Source organism: Pyrolobus fumarii 1A, assembly GCF_000223395.1.
In the GTDB taxonomy this organism is placed as follows: domain Archaea; phylum Thermoproteota; class Thermoprotei_A; order Sulfolobales; family Pyrodictiaceae; genus Pyrolobus; species Pyrolobus fumarii.
The window spans coordinates 637,757-653,995 of sequence record NC_015931.1 but is presented as its reverse complement, the minus strand read 5'-3'; the positions used below and the strand labels follow the sequence as shown (position 1 = coordinate 653,995).

18 protein-coding genes are annotated in these 16,239 nt (G+C 56.8%); 9 read left to right on the top strand and 9 right to left on the bottom strand.

All coding sequences use genetic code 11. The features are described 5' to 3' along the window. Nucleotides 1–60 precede the first annotated feature (60 nt). The 5 genes from PYRFU_RS03460 (at nt 61) to rdgB (ending at nt 3,723) form a co-directional block, all read left to right on the top strand. Complete coding sequence (locus PYRFU_RS03460) at nt 61–279, top strand: regulator protein (protein WP_014026248.1); 219 nt, start codon at nt 61–63, stop codon at nt 277–279. Further along, a complete protein-coding gene (locus tag PYRFU_RS03455) occupies nt 255–1,436 on the top strand; it encodes an ABC transporter substrate-binding protein (protein ID WP_014026247.1) in 1,182 nt (393 codons plus the stop codon). The genes PYRFU_RS03460 and PYRFU_RS03455 overlap by 25 nt, the downstream gene beginning before the upstream one ends. Before the next feature lie 3 nt (nt 1,437–1,439). Then, complete coding sequence (locus PYRFU_RS03450; RefSeq protein ID WP_014026246.1) at nt 1,440–2,414, top strand: FecCD family ABC transporter permease; 975 nt, start codon at nt 1,440–1,442, stop codon at nt 2,412–2,414. 172 nt (nt 2,415–2,586) lie between these two features. Beyond that, a complete protein-coding gene (locus PYRFU_RS03445) occupies nt 2,587–3,147 on the top strand; it encodes a hypothetical protein (RefSeq protein ID WP_014026245.1) in 561 nt (186 codons plus the stop codon). Nucleotides 3,148–3,153: 6 nt separating this feature from the next. Continuing rightward, nucleotides 3,154–3,723 carry an RdgB/HAM1 family non-canonical purine NTP pyrophosphatase gene (gene rdgB, locus PYRFU_RS03440; protein WP_014026244.1) on the top strand — a complete coding sequence of 190 codons (570 nt, stop codon included), beginning with the start codon at nt 3,154–3,156 and terminating at the stop codon, nt 3,721–3,723. A gap of 5 nt (nt 3,724–3,728) precedes the next feature. Here the strand turns inward: rdgB and PYRFU_RS03435 are convergent, their stop codons facing one another. From PYRFU_RS03435 to PYRFU_RS03420, 4 genes are all read right to left on the bottom strand, one after another. Then, nucleotides 3,729–4,145: a Zn-ribbon domain-containing OB-fold protein gene (locus tag PYRFU_RS03435; protein WP_014026243.1), complete on the bottom strand. Its 417-nt coding sequence runs from the start codon at nt 4,143–4,145 to the stop codon at nt 3,729–3,731. A 123-nt stretch (nt 4,146–4,268) separates the two neighbouring features. Then, nucleotides 4,269–5,324 (bottom strand): hydrogenase expression/formation protein HypE, encoded by a 1,056-nt coding sequence (gene hypE, locus PYRFU_RS03430; protein ID WP_014026242.1) that lies wholly within the window; start codon nt 5,322–5,324, stop codon nt 4,269–4,271. Nucleotides 5,325–5,342: 18 nt separating this feature from the next. After that, the gene (gene hypB, locus PYRFU_RS03425) at nt 5,343–5,993 is read right to left on the bottom strand and encodes a hydrogenase nickel incorporation protein HypB (protein WP_014026241.1); all 651 of its coding nucleotides are present in this window, start codon (nt 5,991–5,993) and stop codon (nt 5,343–5,345) included. A gap of 228 nt (nt 5,994–6,221) precedes the next feature. Beyond that, nucleotides 6,222–6,773 carry a hypothetical protein gene (locus PYRFU_RS03420; RefSeq protein ID WP_048191505.1) on the bottom strand — a complete coding sequence of 184 codons (552 nt, stop codon included), beginning with the start codon at nt 6,771–6,773 and terminating at the stop codon, nt 6,222–6,224. Between the two features lie 172 nt (nt 6,774–6,945). Between PYRFU_RS03420 and PYRFU_RS03415 the strand changes: the two genes are divergently transcribed. Both PYRFU_RS03415 and PYRFU_RS03410 read left to right on the top strand, forming a co-directional pair. Further along, nucleotides 6,946–8,715, top strand: a complete 1,770-nt coding sequence (locus tag PYRFU_RS03415; protein WP_167827823.1) for a DEAD/DEAH box helicase family protein — start codon at nt 6,946–6,948, stop codon at nt 8,713–8,715. A 12-nt stretch (nt 8,716–8,727) separates the two neighbouring features. Continuing rightward, the gene (locus PYRFU_RS03410; RefSeq protein WP_014026238.1) at nt 8,728–9,378 is read left to right on the top strand and encodes a hypothetical protein; all 651 of its coding nucleotides are present in this window, start codon (nt 8,728–8,730) and stop codon (nt 9,376–9,378) included. On the opposite strand, the gene PYRFU_RS03405 is transcribed toward PYRFU_RS03410, so the two are convergent. The 3 genes from PYRFU_RS03405 to PYRFU_RS03395 all read right to left on the bottom strand — a co-directional run bounded on the left by PYRFU_RS03405 (nt 9,368) and on the right by PYRFU_RS03395 (nt 12,947). Then, entirely contained in the window at nt 9,368–10,468 is a 1,101-nt protein-coding gene (locus PYRFU_RS03405) for a pyridoxal-phosphate-dependent aminotransferase family protein (protein ID WP_083818485.1), read from the bottom strand. The two genes, PYRFU_RS03410 and PYRFU_RS03405, sit on opposite strands and share 11 nt — an antisense overlap. Next, entirely contained in the window at nt 10,468–11,499 is a 1,032-nt protein-coding gene (locus PYRFU_RS03400; RefSeq protein ID WP_014026236.1) for a D-2-hydroxyacid dehydrogenase, read from the bottom strand. Before PYRFU_RS03400 ends, PYRFU_RS03405 begins: the two co-directional genes overlap by 1 nt. A 107-nt stretch (nt 11,500–11,606) precedes the next feature. Then, the gene (locus PYRFU_RS03395; RefSeq protein ID WP_014026235.1) at nt 11,607–12,947 is read right to left on the bottom strand and encodes a thiamine-phosphate synthase family protein; all 1,341 of its coding nucleotides are present in this window, start codon (nt 12,945–12,947) and stop codon (nt 11,607–11,609) included. A 142-nt stretch (nt 12,948–13,089) separates the two neighbouring features. Here PYRFU_RS03395 and PYRFU_RS03390 point away from each other — a divergent pair, with 142 nt between their 5' ends. Continuing rightward, a complete protein-coding gene (locus tag PYRFU_RS03390; RefSeq protein ID WP_014026234.1) occupies nt 13,090–13,746 on the top strand; it encodes a zinc metalloprotease in 657 nt (218 codons plus the stop codon). Here the strand turns inward: PYRFU_RS03390 and PYRFU_RS03385 are convergent. Both PYRFU_RS03385 and PYRFU_RS03380 read right to left on the bottom strand, forming a co-directional pair. Further along, nucleotides 13,743–15,050, bottom strand: a complete 1,308-nt coding sequence (locus PYRFU_RS03385; RefSeq protein ID WP_014026233.1) for an RsmB/NOP family class I SAM-dependent RNA methyltransferase — start codon at nt 15,048–15,050, stop codon at nt 13,743–13,745. The two genes, PYRFU_RS03390 and PYRFU_RS03385, sit on opposite strands and share 4 nt — an antisense overlap. Nucleotides 15,051–15,100: 50 nt before the next feature. Continuing rightward, on the bottom strand, nt 15,101–15,358 hold the full coding sequence (locus tag PYRFU_RS03380; RefSeq protein ID WP_014026232.1) for a hypothetical protein: 258 nt from the start codon (nt 15,356–15,358) through the stop codon (nt 15,101–15,103). A 124-nt stretch (nt 15,359–15,482) separates the two neighbouring features. Between PYRFU_RS03380 and PYRFU_RS03375 the strand changes: the two genes are divergently transcribed. Beyond that, nucleotides 15,483–16,238, top strand: coding sequence for an ABC transporter ATP-binding protein (locus PYRFU_RS03375; RefSeq protein WP_014026231.1), 756 nt, complete (start codon nt 15,483–15,485; stop codon nt 16,236–16,238). The last annotated feature ends 1 nt before the right edge of the window (nt 16,239 follow it).

Below are 16,239 nucleotides of genomic sequence, written 5' to 3'. Positions count from 1 at the left end.
CTCATGGTCATCTACAGTTTCAGGTTAGTACCGGTGTAGTCTCTCTCGGGTGGCGCAGGCTTGGCTAAGAAGCGCAGAATGGCAGTTCGCGTTGTCCTTCCTCCCGATCTCGTAAGGGCTATCGATGCGCTAGCGCGGAGGTGGAGCGTTGAGCGTAGTATGGTTGTCGAGGAAGCTATACGTAGGCTCATTGGTGGTGAGGGTAAGCTTTTCACTAGGGAACGGTTGGGCAGGGTACCCAAACGGTGTGATGAATGGGAAGAAGCCTACTCGCCGTAATAGCAGCGATCATAGTTGTTGCAGCGGCTGTGTTTGTAGCCGTCTCAGGAGGAGCGGGAGGTAGGGTAACGGTAACAGTTACCCATACTCAAACAGAGCTTGCTACGGTGGTTGAAACTAAGCCTGTGACAGTCACGGCTACGCTAACCGTGACGGAGACCAACGTTGAGACTGTTACGGAGACGCTAGTAGAGACTAAGACAGTGGTCGAGACGCAGACGCTCAGTGTTAGGAAGGAGTTTCCACGTTTCCTTGTGGACGCGCTGGGCAGGAATGTAACCATACCCGAGCCTCCAAAGAAACTCGCCTCGCTCTCGCCCGCCATAACTGAGATGCTATGGGCGCTAGGCGTACTGAACAAGCTAGTGGCAGTCGATCATAGTAGCGATTACCCGCCGGTTGTAGTGACCTGGAAGAAGGAGGGTCGGGTTGTAGACGTTGGAGGCTACTGGTGGACGGGTATAAGCCTCGAGAAGCTGGTCTCAGCGGAGCCTGATCTCGTCATAGCCGAGGTAGGCGCGCATGCTAAGCTGCTAGCCGCTTTCCGTGATTATGGTTTGCGTGTTGTGTACGTGAGGGGAGGATCTGCGAAGACGCTGGAAGACGTTTATCTTGACATCTGGCTTGTTGGCTACGCTGTAGGTGCTGAGAGGAATGCCACGAGATGGATAGAAGCCATGAAGGCGAATGTTACACTCGTTGAGGAGAAGCTTGCGGAGGCTAATGTTACGAGCGTACCGGTTCTCGTCATACTCTGGTGGTCGCCGCAGGGCATCTGGGTGTCTGGTGGAGACACGTTCCTGGCGGACATGGTGAAGCGTGCGGGCGGCTACTTGGTAACATCGAAGTATAGCGGTTGGCAGCAGCTCAGCCTCGAGCAGCTGGCAGAGCTTAGGCCGCAGTTGATACTCTACACTGGAATGGGAGGTGATGTGAACAGTACGCTCCAGGTGCTGGAGACCATCGCGTCTAGCGAGCCGGTGAAGAGCATGCTCGAGGAAGGCGCGAAACTATGCGGACTCTACGGGAGCGCTACTAGCATAGTCCTTAGGCCTGGGCCGCGTGCCGCCATGGGGGTGCAGCTACTGGCAAGCGTGATACACCCTGAGGTATTCGGCGAGCCAAGCTACGGCGTAGTGTGTCTTGGAGGCGGGTAAACCTTGAGCATATGCAGCAAGTGGGTTATTCCACTCCTCTTTTCACTCCTGCTTGTAGTCGCACTCGCCTCCCTTTCTCTAGGAGCCAGTGGGTACACAATCCTAGACTTTGTGAACGGTCGTGCACCAAAGGTCATCATAGAGTTGAGGCTAACGAGGCTCCTAGCAGCAGTCTCGGCTGGCATAGTGCTAGCGAGCTCGGGCATCCTGCTACAATACGCGCTTCGAAACCCTCTGGCAGACCCATACCTTCTAGGAGTAAGCCCTGCCGCCTTCCTAGCGGTATCTGTCTACGCCCTCCTCGCTCCCACCCTCTCAACCTTCTACACGCTCATAACCCCCGTGGCGATTGCCGGCGGCTTAGCAGGGCTCTTGCTTACATTGATAATCTCGAGGCTAGGCGAGACCAGCCATAGCGTTATCCTGGCTGGAATTGCAGTGGCTACGTCACTCTCGGGCCTCTCTTTCGCCATAGACTATATCGCGAGTACCAAGTTTGGATGGAGTCCGTCGCACGCTCTCTTTGGTGGTTTCGCAGGGGTGCCACCAGCACATGTGTATATACTCGCCTTTATCGCCGCAGCCTCGTGCATCACTGCTCTCGTGCTGGCTGCCCACGTAGAGTCGCTGTTGTATGGTGATGATGCTTCAATGCTTAGCGGTGTTGAGCCACGCCGAGCAAGGATAGCGGCGCTGGTGGCTGCAGGCGTAACCGTGGCAGCGATAACGGGGTACACGGGGGTCATAGGGTTCGTCGGCCTCATAGCGCCAAACGCTGCTAGGAGAGTATTGCAGTGCGTTGAGGCTAGGCTTGTAGCGGTCACCTCGATGCTACTCGGTGCTGCAATCACAACATCGGCTGACTTAGCGGCACGGTTGATAGGAAATGTCGCCGGGCTTGGCGAGATACCGGCTGGTGCACTGATAGCGATATTCGGGGGCTTCACGCTCGCCATGCTTGTAGCGCGGAGCGGCTAGGAGAATAGCTGGTGGCGCAGCGAATTACTGCCGGGCGATGAGGAGTACCCGGCAAGGAGTAGCCGCCAGGCGATGCCTGATCAGAGTTATGCCGAGCCCCGCACGCTCCCGTTTTAAAGGAATGGGTGCATAGGGGGTCTAGGTCTAACCGCCAATCGCGTGGGTGGGGGCCGTGGCGTGGCGCGACATACTCTCACGTGTGGTTCAAGCCTCTGTCGAAAAGGCGGCTTCGTGTGAAGGAGAGGGTTGCGGAGCCCTCCTTGTGGCGGCTGCAGACGCGATCTATGCGCCGCTAGCGCCGGTTGACGCGGGCTCTGGCGAGTTGAAGAGACTGGCCTCCAGGCTAGCCAGCATAGTCGTACACAGCTTTGTCTATAACGCGCTCCCGAAGGGCATCGACGGGGTAAGGGCGGCTCTAGAAGAGGTGGAGAGGATAACCCGAGAGAAACAGGCTGTCGAGAAGGCGAAAGAGATACTCGGCGAGGTGGGGGTTACGCTCGAGCCTAGCCCAGCGGAAGAGCCTCGCCATGCAGTGATAAACAGTCTAAGGTACTATGTGGAGGCTTACGAGGAGGCGATGAGTACGACCAGGAGGCGGAGGAAGGCTAGGCCCCCGTCCCAGCAGGACGCGGTGCGTCACATCCGTCGACTACTCCGTGAGATTGGGCGTACAGACCCGTTCCTGGCAAAGATGATAGCGAATATACTGAGGAGTGTAGGGCTCCCAGCGTGACATACCATGAGACTCCGCCTCTACTTCGTTACCAGCAACTGGGGTAAGTTCGAAGAAGCCAGAATGGTGATGAAGGAGTGTGGAGTAGAGCTTGTGATGGAGCCTCGTGTGCCTAAGGTGGAGGTTCAATCCCTAGACGTCTCAGAGGTGGCGCGGTGGGCGGCGTACACCGCGTACTTGGCAACGGGCCGCCCGGTAGTAGTGGAAGACACGGGATTGTACATTGACGCTCTTGGAGGGTTTCCCGGTGCAATGGCAGCCCACGTCTACAAGACCATAGGCGTTGAGGGGATACTGAAGCTAATGGAGAACGTGGAGAATAGGAGAGCGAGATTCGTCACTAGCGTTGTAGCGGTTATACCACCTCACATAGTCGAAGCCAGGGGTACCGTAGAGGGTGTCATTACTAGAGAGTCTAGGGGAAGCGGAGGCTTCGGTTTCGACCCTATCTTCCAGCCTCTAGGCGCTGACAAGACATTCGCGGAGATGAGTATCGAGGAGAAGAACCGGTATAGTCACAGGGCGAGGGCTTTTCGTGCACTTTGCGAGCAGCTCAAAAGGCTGGGGCTAGTCTAGATCCTCTACCCCTTCTGGAGCCTTTGTGGCCTCCACTTGGTGCCATACGCTATCACGCCGTACTGGCCATCGACGAGTACCCTCCGGAACACGGCTTCAACCTTCACCCCACTCCTAAGGCTCGAGGCGTCTACCTCTGTTAGTGCAGCAGCTATACGAGTGCCATCAGTTAGCCTTAGGAGTGCGAAGGAAAGCGGAGCTTGGTCTCTCATGTACTCTGGTACCTGGTATACGAGCGTGTACGACTCGACTACAGCCTCGCGTGGCAGCGTGTACGGCTCGACGCTCCTAGAGCCGCAGCGCGGACACCTGGGAGACTTTGGGAAGAATGTGAAGCCGCAGCTGGTGCACTTTCCGCCCACGAGTCTATAGTGGCTCTCCTTGAGCCTCCATACCTTTGCGGGGGTAATGAGGGGCTTCAAGCCGAGCCGCCGGTGTGCTGATAGGTAGAACCTCGCTTGATAAACCCATGTGGGTGTGGCGTGGGCCGGTGAGGACCGCCTGAGCTACTGACCTAGTGACGAGCCTTTGCACTCGCCGAGGCATCAACATATGCGAGGCACTATCTCGCCGCTGGGTGGCTCTAGAATTCTCACGCCTCCCGTCACACTCTTCAACAGCACGATGCCCTTGTGACGTTCAGCCTTCTTCACCTCTCCTATTATCCTAGCCTCCTTGTACCCCAGCTCGTGTATTCTTTGCAACACTTCCTCTGCTTTCGAAGCATCGACTGCAAGTAGGGCTACGCCCTCAGAGGCAAGCGTCAGGGGATCCACACCTAGCATCTCCGTGTAGGCTCTGACAGGCTCGCGTATCGGGATCTTCTCCTCATCGATAACTATCACGGTGCCCGTGGCCTCCGCCCAGTCGTTAAGGGCCATTGCTAGTCCTCCTCTCGTCGGATCGCGTGCAGCGTGGATATAGTCGCCGTATTCTTCGATGAGAGGTAGCATTAGGTCTGTCAATGGCTTAGCATCGCTAACTAGGTCTTTGGGTTCTAGATTCTGCTGTAGAGCTAGTATGAGAGCGCCGTGCTCGGCTATAGGGCCGGTCACGATTATCTTATCGCCTGGCTTGATATTGGAATCCAGTATCAGCTTCTTAGCGAAGCCTATACCAGCAACAGTAACGACAATCTTGTCTAGCTGGCCCTTAGGGAGAACCTTGAAATCGCCACCAATGAGTGCCACGTTATTCTCTGCTAGCGTCTTTATGAGGGACTCTGTTATCTCGCGTAGCTTCGAAACCTCGAAACCCTCCTCAACCACAATGGCGTCTAGCGCTGCTACCGGCCTAGCCCCCATCATCAACAGGTCGTTTATCGTGCCGCTAGCGGCGAGGCTTCCAATGTTACCCCCAGGGAAGAATGGCGGATTCACGGTATACGAGTCAACCGTGAACACCATGTAGCCGCCGGGCACCGGGATAGCAGCTCCATCGTCAAGAGCCTCTAGGCCTACGCCTCCGGGTACGCTGCGGAGACTCTCTGGCACAAGGTTAACGATAAGGTTAAGCACTATGTCCTCAGTCTCTCTACCGCCACTACCATGTGCCAGCGTCACTTTAGTCGAGAGAAGCGGACGGTACGACACTCGCGTCATGCCCCATCACCCCCGAGGTTAAAGGCCAAGTGCCTTCCTCAACTCCTCTACACCTTCGCAACTCTTAGCAACCATGCGAATGATGGGAGCGCGTGGGTTCAACTCCCTGGCTGTCTTTTCCATGAACGAGACGTCAGCTCCAACAGCATCCGCCAAGTCGATCTTATTGATCACTATGACGTCAGCCAGCCTCGTAGACACCGGATGCTTCACAAACTTGTCGTCACCCTCCGCCACGCTTACGATAAGCACTCTCTTCTCGGCGCCAAGCGGGAAGTAGAACGGGCATATCAGGTTGCCAACATTCTCTATCAGCAGTATACGTATCTTGTCAAGGTCGATGTGCCCCAACGCCTTCTTGATATGCGGTACCTCGAGGTGGCATATACCACCAGTGTTTATCTGCACAGCTTGCACTCCAAGCCTCTCTACGCGCTCTGTGTCTCTTCTAGTTGCGACATCACCGCCAATGTAGGCTATGCTATGAGGATCAAGGCCGTCTCCCAACATGCTCTTAATGAGGCACTCGATGACGCTAGTCTTGCCGGAACCAGGGCTACCCAGAAACTCAAAGGCACGTATCCCCTTGGCGCGTAGAAACGCAGCAAGCTCGTTAGCTAGCCGGAGATTCTCCTCTCGGATGGACTTCTCTGCGAGTATTATAGACAAGCTAGCGGCACCATATCGTAACGCCTACTCGCCAGGTTATAGCAGCGTGGCCAAAAGGTACGATTACCATGCATCTCTCCCTTATGAAATACCATGCTTATGAAAGATGTGGAACAGGATACATAAGGGATGAATAGAACGAAGAAAATGTAAGGCAGTATAATCGGGGTCTCCCCGATTATTGACACATGTTTTACTAGGCGAGCCGCTTGTACCGATACGTCTCAGTTACCGCCTTCCTTCCCAGCCTGCACCACGCCGAGCACGATGACCCCTCTTCTCCTCCTGTTGCACCTCTCTTCCATCATCGCCAGCAGTGCTTGACTTGCGCTGTACATCACTCTTACCTGTCTGGCTCACACCGGTCTTGTTAATCGTCTCGTTCACGTGCTTCTCGCACCACGGTGTACCCGAGTTAACGTGATGCTCGCACCATGAAGCACCGCTATCGGTGTGGTTGGCACAACACTCGTTGACGTGCTCTTGCTCGCATACTGGTCTTCTGTGATGTGGTGCACCTGGAGCAATATGGTCATTGCAGTGTGTATCGTCGTGATTACAGCTTCGCGTGTGGTGTTCGCAGTGGTCCCTACCTCGCACTATCCACGGTGGGCCCAAAGCAGAGGGGTGTCTGTCCTTGCCGTAGTTGGCTGCCTCTAGCGTGTGATAGTTGTCGTGATGCGGGAATCTATGGTGTGGCGGTGCTTTTATGCTATAGGCTGTTGTGGCGAACACGCCTGCTAGTATGAGGGCTAGTAGCGCTATACCTGGGCGTACCACCCGTCTCACCCCGGGTTAGTGTTGTAGGCTGTATCGGGTATCTAGCCAGAATGCAAGAGTGGTGCGAATGGCTTATAACCGGGTTTTTAGTGCTCCACGTGCATCTCTGCGTGGATGAAGATTTTATTGAGAGCTTGACTTGGGTCTCCCCTGAGCACTGTTGGCTGGGATAGTGGCTGGTCTCAGGGTGTCTCTCCGCGAGTATCAACGAGAGGCTGTCGAGTGGGCGGTGAATCGTGACGGAGCTGTTGTTGTGATGCCGACGGGTGCCGGCAAAACCCTCGTCGCTGCCGGGTGGATCGCGGCTAGGTTGTCACGCGGCGAGTGTAGGAAGGTCCTGGTCCTGGAGCCTACAAGGATACTCGTAGCGCAAGTGCGGGGTATGTTGAGTCGCGTGCTCGAGAACGTTACTGTGCGTGAGGCTAGAGGCCCGATAAGCCGTGCAGAGAGGATCGGTGTATACCGCTCGGCTAGAGTTGTCGTCGCGACGCCCGAAGCGGCGCTGGAGGATATCGACGTGATAGTAAGGGAGGGCTTTGACTGCATAGTAGTAGACGAGTGTCATCATACCGTTGGTCGTGACGCGTCGGTTAAGGTGCTTGAGCGTGGGGGTTTCCGCAAGAGGCTGGGCCTATCAGCATACATTCCGAGATCCAGGAGGAGCATAATAGAGAGGCTTATTGGTGAGATACGGGAGTGGCATTGGAGTGACCCCCGGATAGCGCCCTACGTGCCACCCTGGATAGGGGAGGTTTACGAGACGCCTCTAAACGAGGCGGAGCAGCGTATACTCTACGAGCTAGAGAAGTTGGCATCCAGGCTAACCGGCAGGGACCGTGCCCTTGCCAGGCTGGCTCAAAGGTGGCTGGTACGGGATGGGGCACTCGCCCTCGTCGATAGTCTTCGGAAGCCAACTAGGATGGCTGAAATACTCTCAAGCATAGAGGATCTACTTCGCGATCCTCGTGTTAGACCAGCGCATAAACTGGAATGGCTGCTCCGGGTACTGGAGGATCACGACAATCCGAAAACCATAGTCTTCATTGACCGTGTCGTTGTCGCTGAGTACGTGGCTTCTAGGCTCGAGGCGAAGGGCTTCCGTGTCGTTAAGATACTTGGGCGTGGGCGCGTTGATGTCGCGAGAGCGCTGGAGGAGGCGCGGCGCCCCGAGACGCGTGTAATAGTGTCAACCAGCGCTGGCGAAGAGGGAGTGGATCTCCCGGAAGCCGAGATGCTGGTCGTGTGGAGCAACGTGGCGAGCCCGGTGCGCTTCATACAGAGGCATGGACGCGTCCGGAGAGCCGTGGGTCGTCAGGGACCACCGCGTGTCGTCGTTTACCTTGTGACGCCTGACTCTCCGGATATGGACGCGTTTGTGGAGAGCCTAGAGTATGCTCTCGAGGCGGGTGTAGACCTTCCCGTAGACCCCGGCCTATTGGATAAGTTGCGCGAGCGCACCATAGCAGCCAAGATACTAGCGGTGTTGACACAAGAGCCTATGACGAGTGACTGGATTGCTGAGGTTACCGGGCTGGCAAGGGATCGTGTAGAGCGCGAGCTAAGGAGGCTGTGCAAGCGTGGCGACGTGATATACGTGCACACGGGGATTGGGAGGGTGTATGCGGCAGGGCCGGCTGTGCACCTCCTCGGGGAGAAGCTACCAGCCTATACGGCGGGTGACGTGGAGGCAGAAGCAACCATAGTGTATGATAGCATCTCGGGTGGCGAGGGGCGCAGGAAAGCGAGGAGCTGGAGAGACGCTTTGAAACGTCTAGAGAGACTACTCCCCATACGCTCATTGAGAATTAGTATAGAGTACCCTCTGCCCACCGGCGCCTACAAGCTAGTCAACCTAAACTACACGTGCCTCATAGACACGGTAGAGAAGCTTGAGATTATACTCCGCAATGCCTTCAGTAGAGCAACGCTAGAGGCTAGATAGAAGGGTTGTAGGATGGAATGCCGCGAGCCGACGCTCCTAGAGGAGCTCGGTACAACGCTGCGGATCTATGCGCAACGCATACCCAGGAGGCTAGCTGTCATACTCGCAGTATACAGTGCAAGGAACATCGCGCGTAGCGAGGTAGTGTGTATACACGCTCCCGACGAGAAAACCATAGAGGCTATCGAGGAGCTGATGAGGGTGCACGGTGTGCCCATAGACCGGGTTGTGTTCGTGAGGGATCCTACAGCTTGCAAGGGAATGCCAGCAGTCGTTATACTCAACAAGGGGCGTGTACCGCAAGAACTCGACTACAGGATGCTGGTTGCACCCGAGGCTAGAGGCCTGCACAAACTAGGGCTAGCGAGGCTTACGGTTCAGCCTCTCGGCGAGGCTGTCTATAGGTTGAAGGTTGGCGGTCGTTCCATGCTAGTCACAGAACGTGATGGGAGGCTTTGTGAGCCTCAAGAGGAGCCAATGTTATCGCGCGTTGCGAAACTCCTAGAAGAGGCTGTGCGCGAGTATGGGCCTTTGAAGCTCGGTGAGGCTGCACAGCTTCTCGCAGGAGAATTGGGAGTCACGAGAACAGAGGCAAGACGGCTCATATACGAGGCTGCGAGAGCAGGCCTTATAAGAGTGGATGATGGGTACGTCACCCTCTAGAAAGCTCTTGTATAATCTCGACAAGGCTACGTGCAGCAGCCTCGACTATATCAGCGTTGATGGCACCCATTAACCCCACGCGCACGACCTTCTCGCGATACTCGCCCATTCCACCTGCAATCTCGAATCCTAGCTCCGCCATCCTCTTCTTGACTTCTGGCGCTCTAACGCCCTCGGGTAGCCTAACGGCAGCCACAGTGTAGCTACGCGCGCTCTTCTCTGCAAGCGTATCCAGCCCGGCTGCATCAATCACAGAATAGAAGCGTGATGCTCTCATCTCTTGCTCGCGGTACCGTGCCTCAATACCACCCTCCTCTTCTATCAAGCGTAGCGCCTCAACCAAGGCTCTGACTACGTTGACGGGCGGCGTGAATGGAGTCTCGCACTTTGCCAGGAACTTCTCATAGAGCGAGAGGTTTATGGATGGTGGTGGCGGGCTCTCTTTACTCACCTTCTCGATACGCTCGACTACATCGCTCTTGACCATCACTATGCCCAAGCCTGGTGGCGCTGCAAGACACTTCTGTGTAGCCGTAGCGACCACATCAACGCCCCAGTCGTCCATGTATAGCCTCTCGCCGGCAAAACCGGACACAGAGTCTACGAGAAGTATAGCTCCATGCTTGTGGACCAGCTCGGCGGCCTCGCGTAGCGTACGGTTAGCAACTCCAGTGCTCGTCTCGTTGTGAACTATAAACACGGCGTCATAGCTGTCCTCCTCGAGTGCCTCTTTGAGCCTTTCTATCCTTATCGCCTTGCCCCAAGGCTCCTCAAGCAGACGGACGTTGAGACCACGAGCTTTCATCGTATTGACGGCTCTCCTGCCAAACTCGCCAACGATATACGCAAGTACCTTCTCGCCAGGCGCCAACACGCTATATATCATCGCGTCGACGGCTGTCGTCCCGGATCCGGGTATCAAGTATACGCTGCCATCTCTAAGACCAGATATCCTCTTTAGCCTCTCGACGGCCTCGCAGTGCCAGTTGCGGTAGGTTTCGCTACGGTGGCTCGCTATGCCCTCGGATAGGGCCTTCAGCACCCTCTCGTGTATCTCGACGGGGCCGGGTGTAAGAAGCACCATAGTCATCACCTCATACCGAGCGCCTCGAGTATAGCGTAGGCGGTCTCCTCCGCGACCCTCCTCTTAGCTTCTCTGGTCTCGGCGCCGATGTGCGGCGTCACGATAACCCTCGGGTGGTGCACTAGCCTCCACTCCCACTCCTCTTTGGGAGGCTCGTGCTCTAGTACATCCAGAGCAGCTGCAAACACCTTACCGGACTCCAGGTACTCTAGGAGCGCCTTAGTGTCTATCACCGGGCCGCGGCTAGTGTTCACAATGATAACACCATCCTTCATCTTCTCGAGTGCGTCGCGGTCGATTAGGTGGTACGTCTCCTTCGTCAATGGTACGTGGAGTGTAATGGCATCTGATTCACGGAGGACAACGTCAAGATCTCTCGTGAACTCAGCTCCAATCTCCCGTGCCCTATCACTCGCGTCAACAACGTCATATGCAAGCACCCTCATGCCCAGCCCACGCGCAATCTTAGCAACACGATACCCTATCCTACCAAAGCCAATGACACCGAGGGTCTTCCCGCTCAGCTCTACACCAGTCCAGCGACCCTTACTCCACTCGCGCCTCTCAAGACTCACAATATGTGCTTTGAAGAACCTAGCAGCCGCTATCAACAACCCTATGGTAAGCTCAGCAACGCTCTGAGCGGCAGCCCCCGGCGCGTTAACAACCTTAATGCCCTTCTCTATGGCGTGTTGTACGTCGATGTTATCCAGGCCTACACCAGCCCTCGCTATAACCTTGAGCTTCTCTCCACGATCTATGACCTCCCTGTCAACCTTAGTCCTGCTCCTCACGACAAGGATGTCATAGTCGCCAATTATCTTAAGCAGTTCTTCCCTGGGCACACCAGGTCTATAATCCACCTGCAGACCATGCTTCTCGAGTATACCGAGAAGGAGCTTGTCCACAGGGTCGGTCACGAGCACCTTCATACCGTCGAGTCTAGTCACGCGAAAGGCGATCAGCCACGCTTCAGCACCGAAAGCAGGACCACTGGCACCCCACCCTATAAATGAAACGCTTAGCAAATAATGCAAGAATTGGCATGATAAAAGCTCCTGATAGACACTAGTGGAGTAACGGCGGGGCTATGGCGAGAGTCATGCCTCCCGAGTGGTGAGGAAACCGGGGTAACCGAGCCCCGTCACGCATCTCCAGCAACCCTGACGAGCTTGGCTACAGCCTCCTCTGCAGTTACGCCCAGGAAGACCATCATAGGCTCCTTACCCCAGTCTCCCTCGTGATACACTATATCAGGCACTCGGGGCTCGACGCTTCTCAACGCAGTCCTAAACCCCCATGGGATTGAGCCACCCTCGACGGCCTTCACCTCGGGAGGCTCAAGCCTCCTATCATACCGGGCTATGGTATACCCGAGCCTCTCCGCACTCCTCAACAGCCGCTCATCTAGACGCACGTTAACAGCGCCAAGAAGCCAGGTCACACCCTCCTGGTGTAGCGTCCTCAACGCGCGATAGAGATGGCTAGAGGCGCGGAGAGACACTGGACCGTGGACAGGTGTGCCTCCGGAGCCTCTCCGGACCCTCCCAGACACCCCGGCCCACACGTCAACACCGAGAGGCGCAGTCGACACGATGTTCAAACCGGTCTCGGGTACGAAACGCTCAACCAGACTCCAATAGCGGAGAAGCCTACCAAGTCCCCTCTCAACGTCGCGCAATACACGCTCAACCCAATAGCCGTGCAGCCCCCTCCACCACGCCAGTCCAGCTGCAGCGCCGCTCACAGCCCCCTCTACCGCGAGCCTTGTGGTTCGCCACGCGAGCAGGGTGGAATCGGCGGTGCTCAGGCCTAGCGCAAGCCCAGCTGCAAGAGCGCCCAGGTAGACGCACCCGGTGCCATGTACTCTCGCGTCTATGCATCCAGCTGCCTCGCCAAGCACAAGATAGTAATCACGCTCCACTAGTACATCACGACATTCGAGTCCATGACCGCCCTTCACGACAACCGCGAGAAACCCATGCCGCTCTATCAGCCTCCTTGCGGCCCTAACAACCCCGCCTATCGTCAGAGTCTCGCGCCCAGCCAGATGGAACAACTCGGCAGTGTTGACAACGAGTATGTCAGCCGCCTTGGAGAGCACCGAGAATACACGTCTAGGCTCATCCACGGTCAGCTGGCCGCCAGCGCTCGCAGCCCACACAGGGTCAAGGATAGTGAGCACGGTGCGCCCATCAAGCGTGCTTGTCGTGGCGCGCGCCTCCTCAACACGAGGGTGGAGCGAGACAGCGGCAACGACACTATCCCAGCCCTCAGAGAAGAACTCCTCCAGCATATCCCGGAGCACACTACCCCCAACGGGGTGTATGCTCTTGACACCACGTGTAGACTCGACGACGACGCAAGTGGGTATGGACGTCGAGTAGGCGCCTAGAGCCCTTGCGGTCGAGGCTATTGCGTTGACACCCGCCGCGCCGGTAGGATCAACGCCGCCGATAGCCAGGACGGCTCGCTTTGCCCCCACGAACCGCCGCCCTAACAAACCCGCATCTATACGAGTGTAAAGCGGCTGTGACGAACGCTGCCCTGCCCCAGAGGCGGCCAACCGCCGATGAGGATGACGCCCCGTTACCGAGCCGCGATGCCCATGTAAGGCGGTTAACCGTGTGAGCCGGATAGCGATGGTGGTGAGTCTAGGAGTGTACCCCTGGCCGCGCTGGGGGGCGGCAAGGAGCCAGTCGATTGACCTGGGCAGCAGCTGGCTAAACCTCATAGTCGCGGCTCTCGCTGCGGCATTTGCACTGCTAGGGCCGCGCCTCGTAACCCCCTACATACTCCACGACTACTACGCGTTGGGCGTGCTAGCTGGCGCCCTAGCAGGCTTCATCCTACACGAGTACGCGCATGAGAGGACAGCCTACCGTTACGGGTGCTGGGCGCGCTTCATGCTACACCCTCTAGGTTTCGCGCTTACCATACTCTCGGGGCTCATACCAGCAATCGTGATCATCGCGCCTGGCGCGGTTAGCGTGGCTTGCCCCTCATGGGGGTGGGGGAGTAGCGCCAAGGGCGAGGAGAGGATAGCAGCGGCAGGCATCAAAGTAAACATAGCGTTAGCGATAATGGCGGCGCTCGCGGCAATGGTGGTGCACATGCCCTGGAGGTGGTTTGCGCTTGGCGCAGCTGAGATAAACGCGTGGATTGCGGTGTTCAACCTGCTCCCGATACCGCCTCTAGACGGCTGGAGGCTAGCAAGGCTAAACCCAGTGAAGTGGCTGCTGCTCCTCCTAGCAGCAGTTATCGCCTGGTTGCTTGTCGGCTAGACGCCCTTACCAACAATACGTGCTATGAAGAAGCCTTGGGTCTCGTGCACGTGCGGGAGTAGCCTCCTCGCCTTTGATACCCTCTCGCCGTACGCGTGGTACCCCGGGAGACCCGGGATACCAGGATCCTCTAGCTCCAAACTAAGCTTCACCATGTGCTCCTCGCCCTCCTCGGGAAGGATGCTACAAACCGCATACACGACCCTCTCCCCCTGCGTCACAGCATTCACTAGCAAATCGCGTTGTAACGGTACAAACCTATCCACCCACTCGCGGCTCTCCAGGTGAATCTTTATCGCTGGGTCCTTGCCGACAGCGCCGCTCGAGGAGCAAGGGGCGTCAAGGAGTATCTTTGGTTGTTTCCTCGGGCTCCACCAGAATCTAGAGTCAACGACAGCAACGTGCACCTTGCTAAGATCCACCCCATACATCTTGAGCACCCTCATCATCCTCGATACTCTCTCCCTCGAAACATCGAGTAGCACCATCTCCGCCTGGTTGTCGGTCAAGGCTGCTACGAGGGTGGCCTTGATGCCTGGCGCAGCCGCGAAATCAACGATATAATCACCTGGTTGAGGGTCGAGAGCCTCAACGACTAGGGCCGACGCCTTATCCTGGAATACAATCTCGCCCTTCCACATCTCCTCGAGGTGGTGTAGAGGCTCAGAGTAGTCGACCACGCGTAGCATGTAGGGTAGGTCCGGGTCGCGTCTTACAAAGACGCCTTTCTCCCCAAGACGCTCTGCGACCTCATCAACATCTGCTTTTAGCGTGTTGACGCGTATCCACCAGACCTCCTCGTTCAGAGCCTCAAGGAGCTTCTCGGTCTCCTCCAGGCCGAGCAGCTTCACGAACTTCTCGACAAACCACTCGGGGAACGAGTATTTCACCGAGAGCAGCTTAACACCCTCCAGACCATCGAGCAGCTCTTCGACACTCTCGATTTTCCTCGGCATCTGTTTCAATAGACGCTTACGTAGCCTACGGACGCCCGGCTCCAGCTCCGGGGGTATAAGATCGGGGTCGTCCCCCCGTAGAAGCAGCCAGAGCCTAGCTAGTCTCCTAGCGCCTCCACGGGCCCCATACACCACTTGCTCGGCATACCTTAGGAGGTAATAGTCTGACACTATGGCGCGCGATACACGGTAAAGCGTCTTAGGCTTTAGGCCCTTGAGGCGCCCCCATCCAAGCTCCTTTACAGCCTCCTGGTACGCCTTGTCATGGCTCCACTTGCGCTCAAGCACCACCCACAACACGCGGGCAGCAAAGTCTACCAGCGCCTCTACCTGCCTCTCAACGCCCAAGGGCCACCCTCTATGCTTGCAATGCGCGCACAGACCCTCTTATATCACCGTCACCAGGGCCTCGAGACGCGGCTACACACGCTGGCGAGCAACTTCTCTAGCGCGTCTATAGCCTCGCGGTGGAGGCTCATGTAGGGACGGTAGGGTCTCAGTATGCAGTCACCCCCATAGACGTGAATGCTGGCTAACACCCTCTCCCCGAGCATGACGAGTATGCTAGTGGAGTGCCTCGCAGCATAGAACCCATTGCTGCCCAACAAACGCGTTATGAAGCCTGCAAGCTCCACGCCACGCAAGGCTCTACGCATAGCAGCTGCTCCAGTAGCCCCATGCCCAGACCCAGCATTTCAAGAGATACCTCTAGACACTCGACAAAGACGTAAATACCGGCGTAATTATCGATGGGCAATGGATAATGGCGGTTGGTGAACCTTGAGCGTTGAGCCGCTACTGCGCGTCGAGAACCTGGTTAAAGTGTTTCCGGGTGGTGTCCGTGCGGTTGACGGTGTAAGCTTCGAGATGTCTCCGGGCGAGGTTGTAGCGCTTGTGGGTCCTAACGGGGCTGGCAAGACTACAACCTTCCGGATCATAGCTACGTTGTTGAAACCCTCTTCCGGCCGAGTGCTAATCGAGGATGTTGATGTTGTGAAGGATCCGCTGGAGGCTAGGAAGAGGCTCGTCTTTGTCCCGGAGGAGGTGGGAGGCTACCGGCAGCTAACCGGCTTGGAGTACATCGAGTTCGCGGTTCGAGTCCATCTTGGGGCTAGGGGTGCGAGTGAGGATGAGATACGCAGGGCGGTTAGGGAGGCGGTGGAGCTGACCGGGTTGGATAGGAGTACTTTGCGGAGGAAGATGGGCGAGTATAGCAAGGGCATGAAGAGGAGGGTGCAGGTTGCATGGGCGCTGGCGGTCAAACCACGGCTTGTGATACTCGATGAGCCTACTGGCGGGCTTGATGTCGAGGCTAGTTACAAGCTGAGGATGCTCATACGCGAGTATGCTAGGAGAGAGGGTGTAGCGGTTCTCCTATCAAGCCATAACATGCTAGAGGTGGAGAGTGTGGCAGACCGTGTGTACCTCATGAGGAGTGGGAGGATTGTGGCGAGCGGCAGGCCCAGCGAGATAATCGAGCGTGTCGGCGCCCGTAACCTTGAGGAGGCTTACATGAAGCTGGTGGGGGTGATGTAGG

Coding starts and splice junctions, on each gene's coding strand:
- PYRFU_RS03380 (WP_014026232.1), bottom strand. CDS start 15,358: ATGCGTAGAGCCTTGCGTGGCGTGGAGCTTGCAGGCTTCATAACGCGT.
- PYRFU_RS03455 (WP_014026247.1), top strand. CDS start 255: ATGGGAAGAAGCCTACTCGCCGTAATAGCAGCGATCATAGTTGTTGCA.
- PYRFU_RS03405 (WP_083818485.1), bottom strand. CDS start 10,468: ATGACTATGGTGCTTCTTACACCCGGCCCCGTCGAGATACACGAGAGG.
- rdgB (WP_014026244.1), top strand. CDS start 3,154: ATGAGACTCCGCCTCTACTTCGTTACCAGCAACTGGGGTAAGTTCGAA.
- hypE (WP_014026242.1), bottom strand. CDS start 5,324: ATGACGCGAGTGTCGTACCGTCCGCTTCTCTCGACTAAAGTGACGCTG.
- PYRFU_RS03410 (WP_014026238.1), top strand. CDS start 8,728: ATGGAATGCCGCGAGCCGACGCTCCTAGAGGAGCTCGGTACAACGCTG.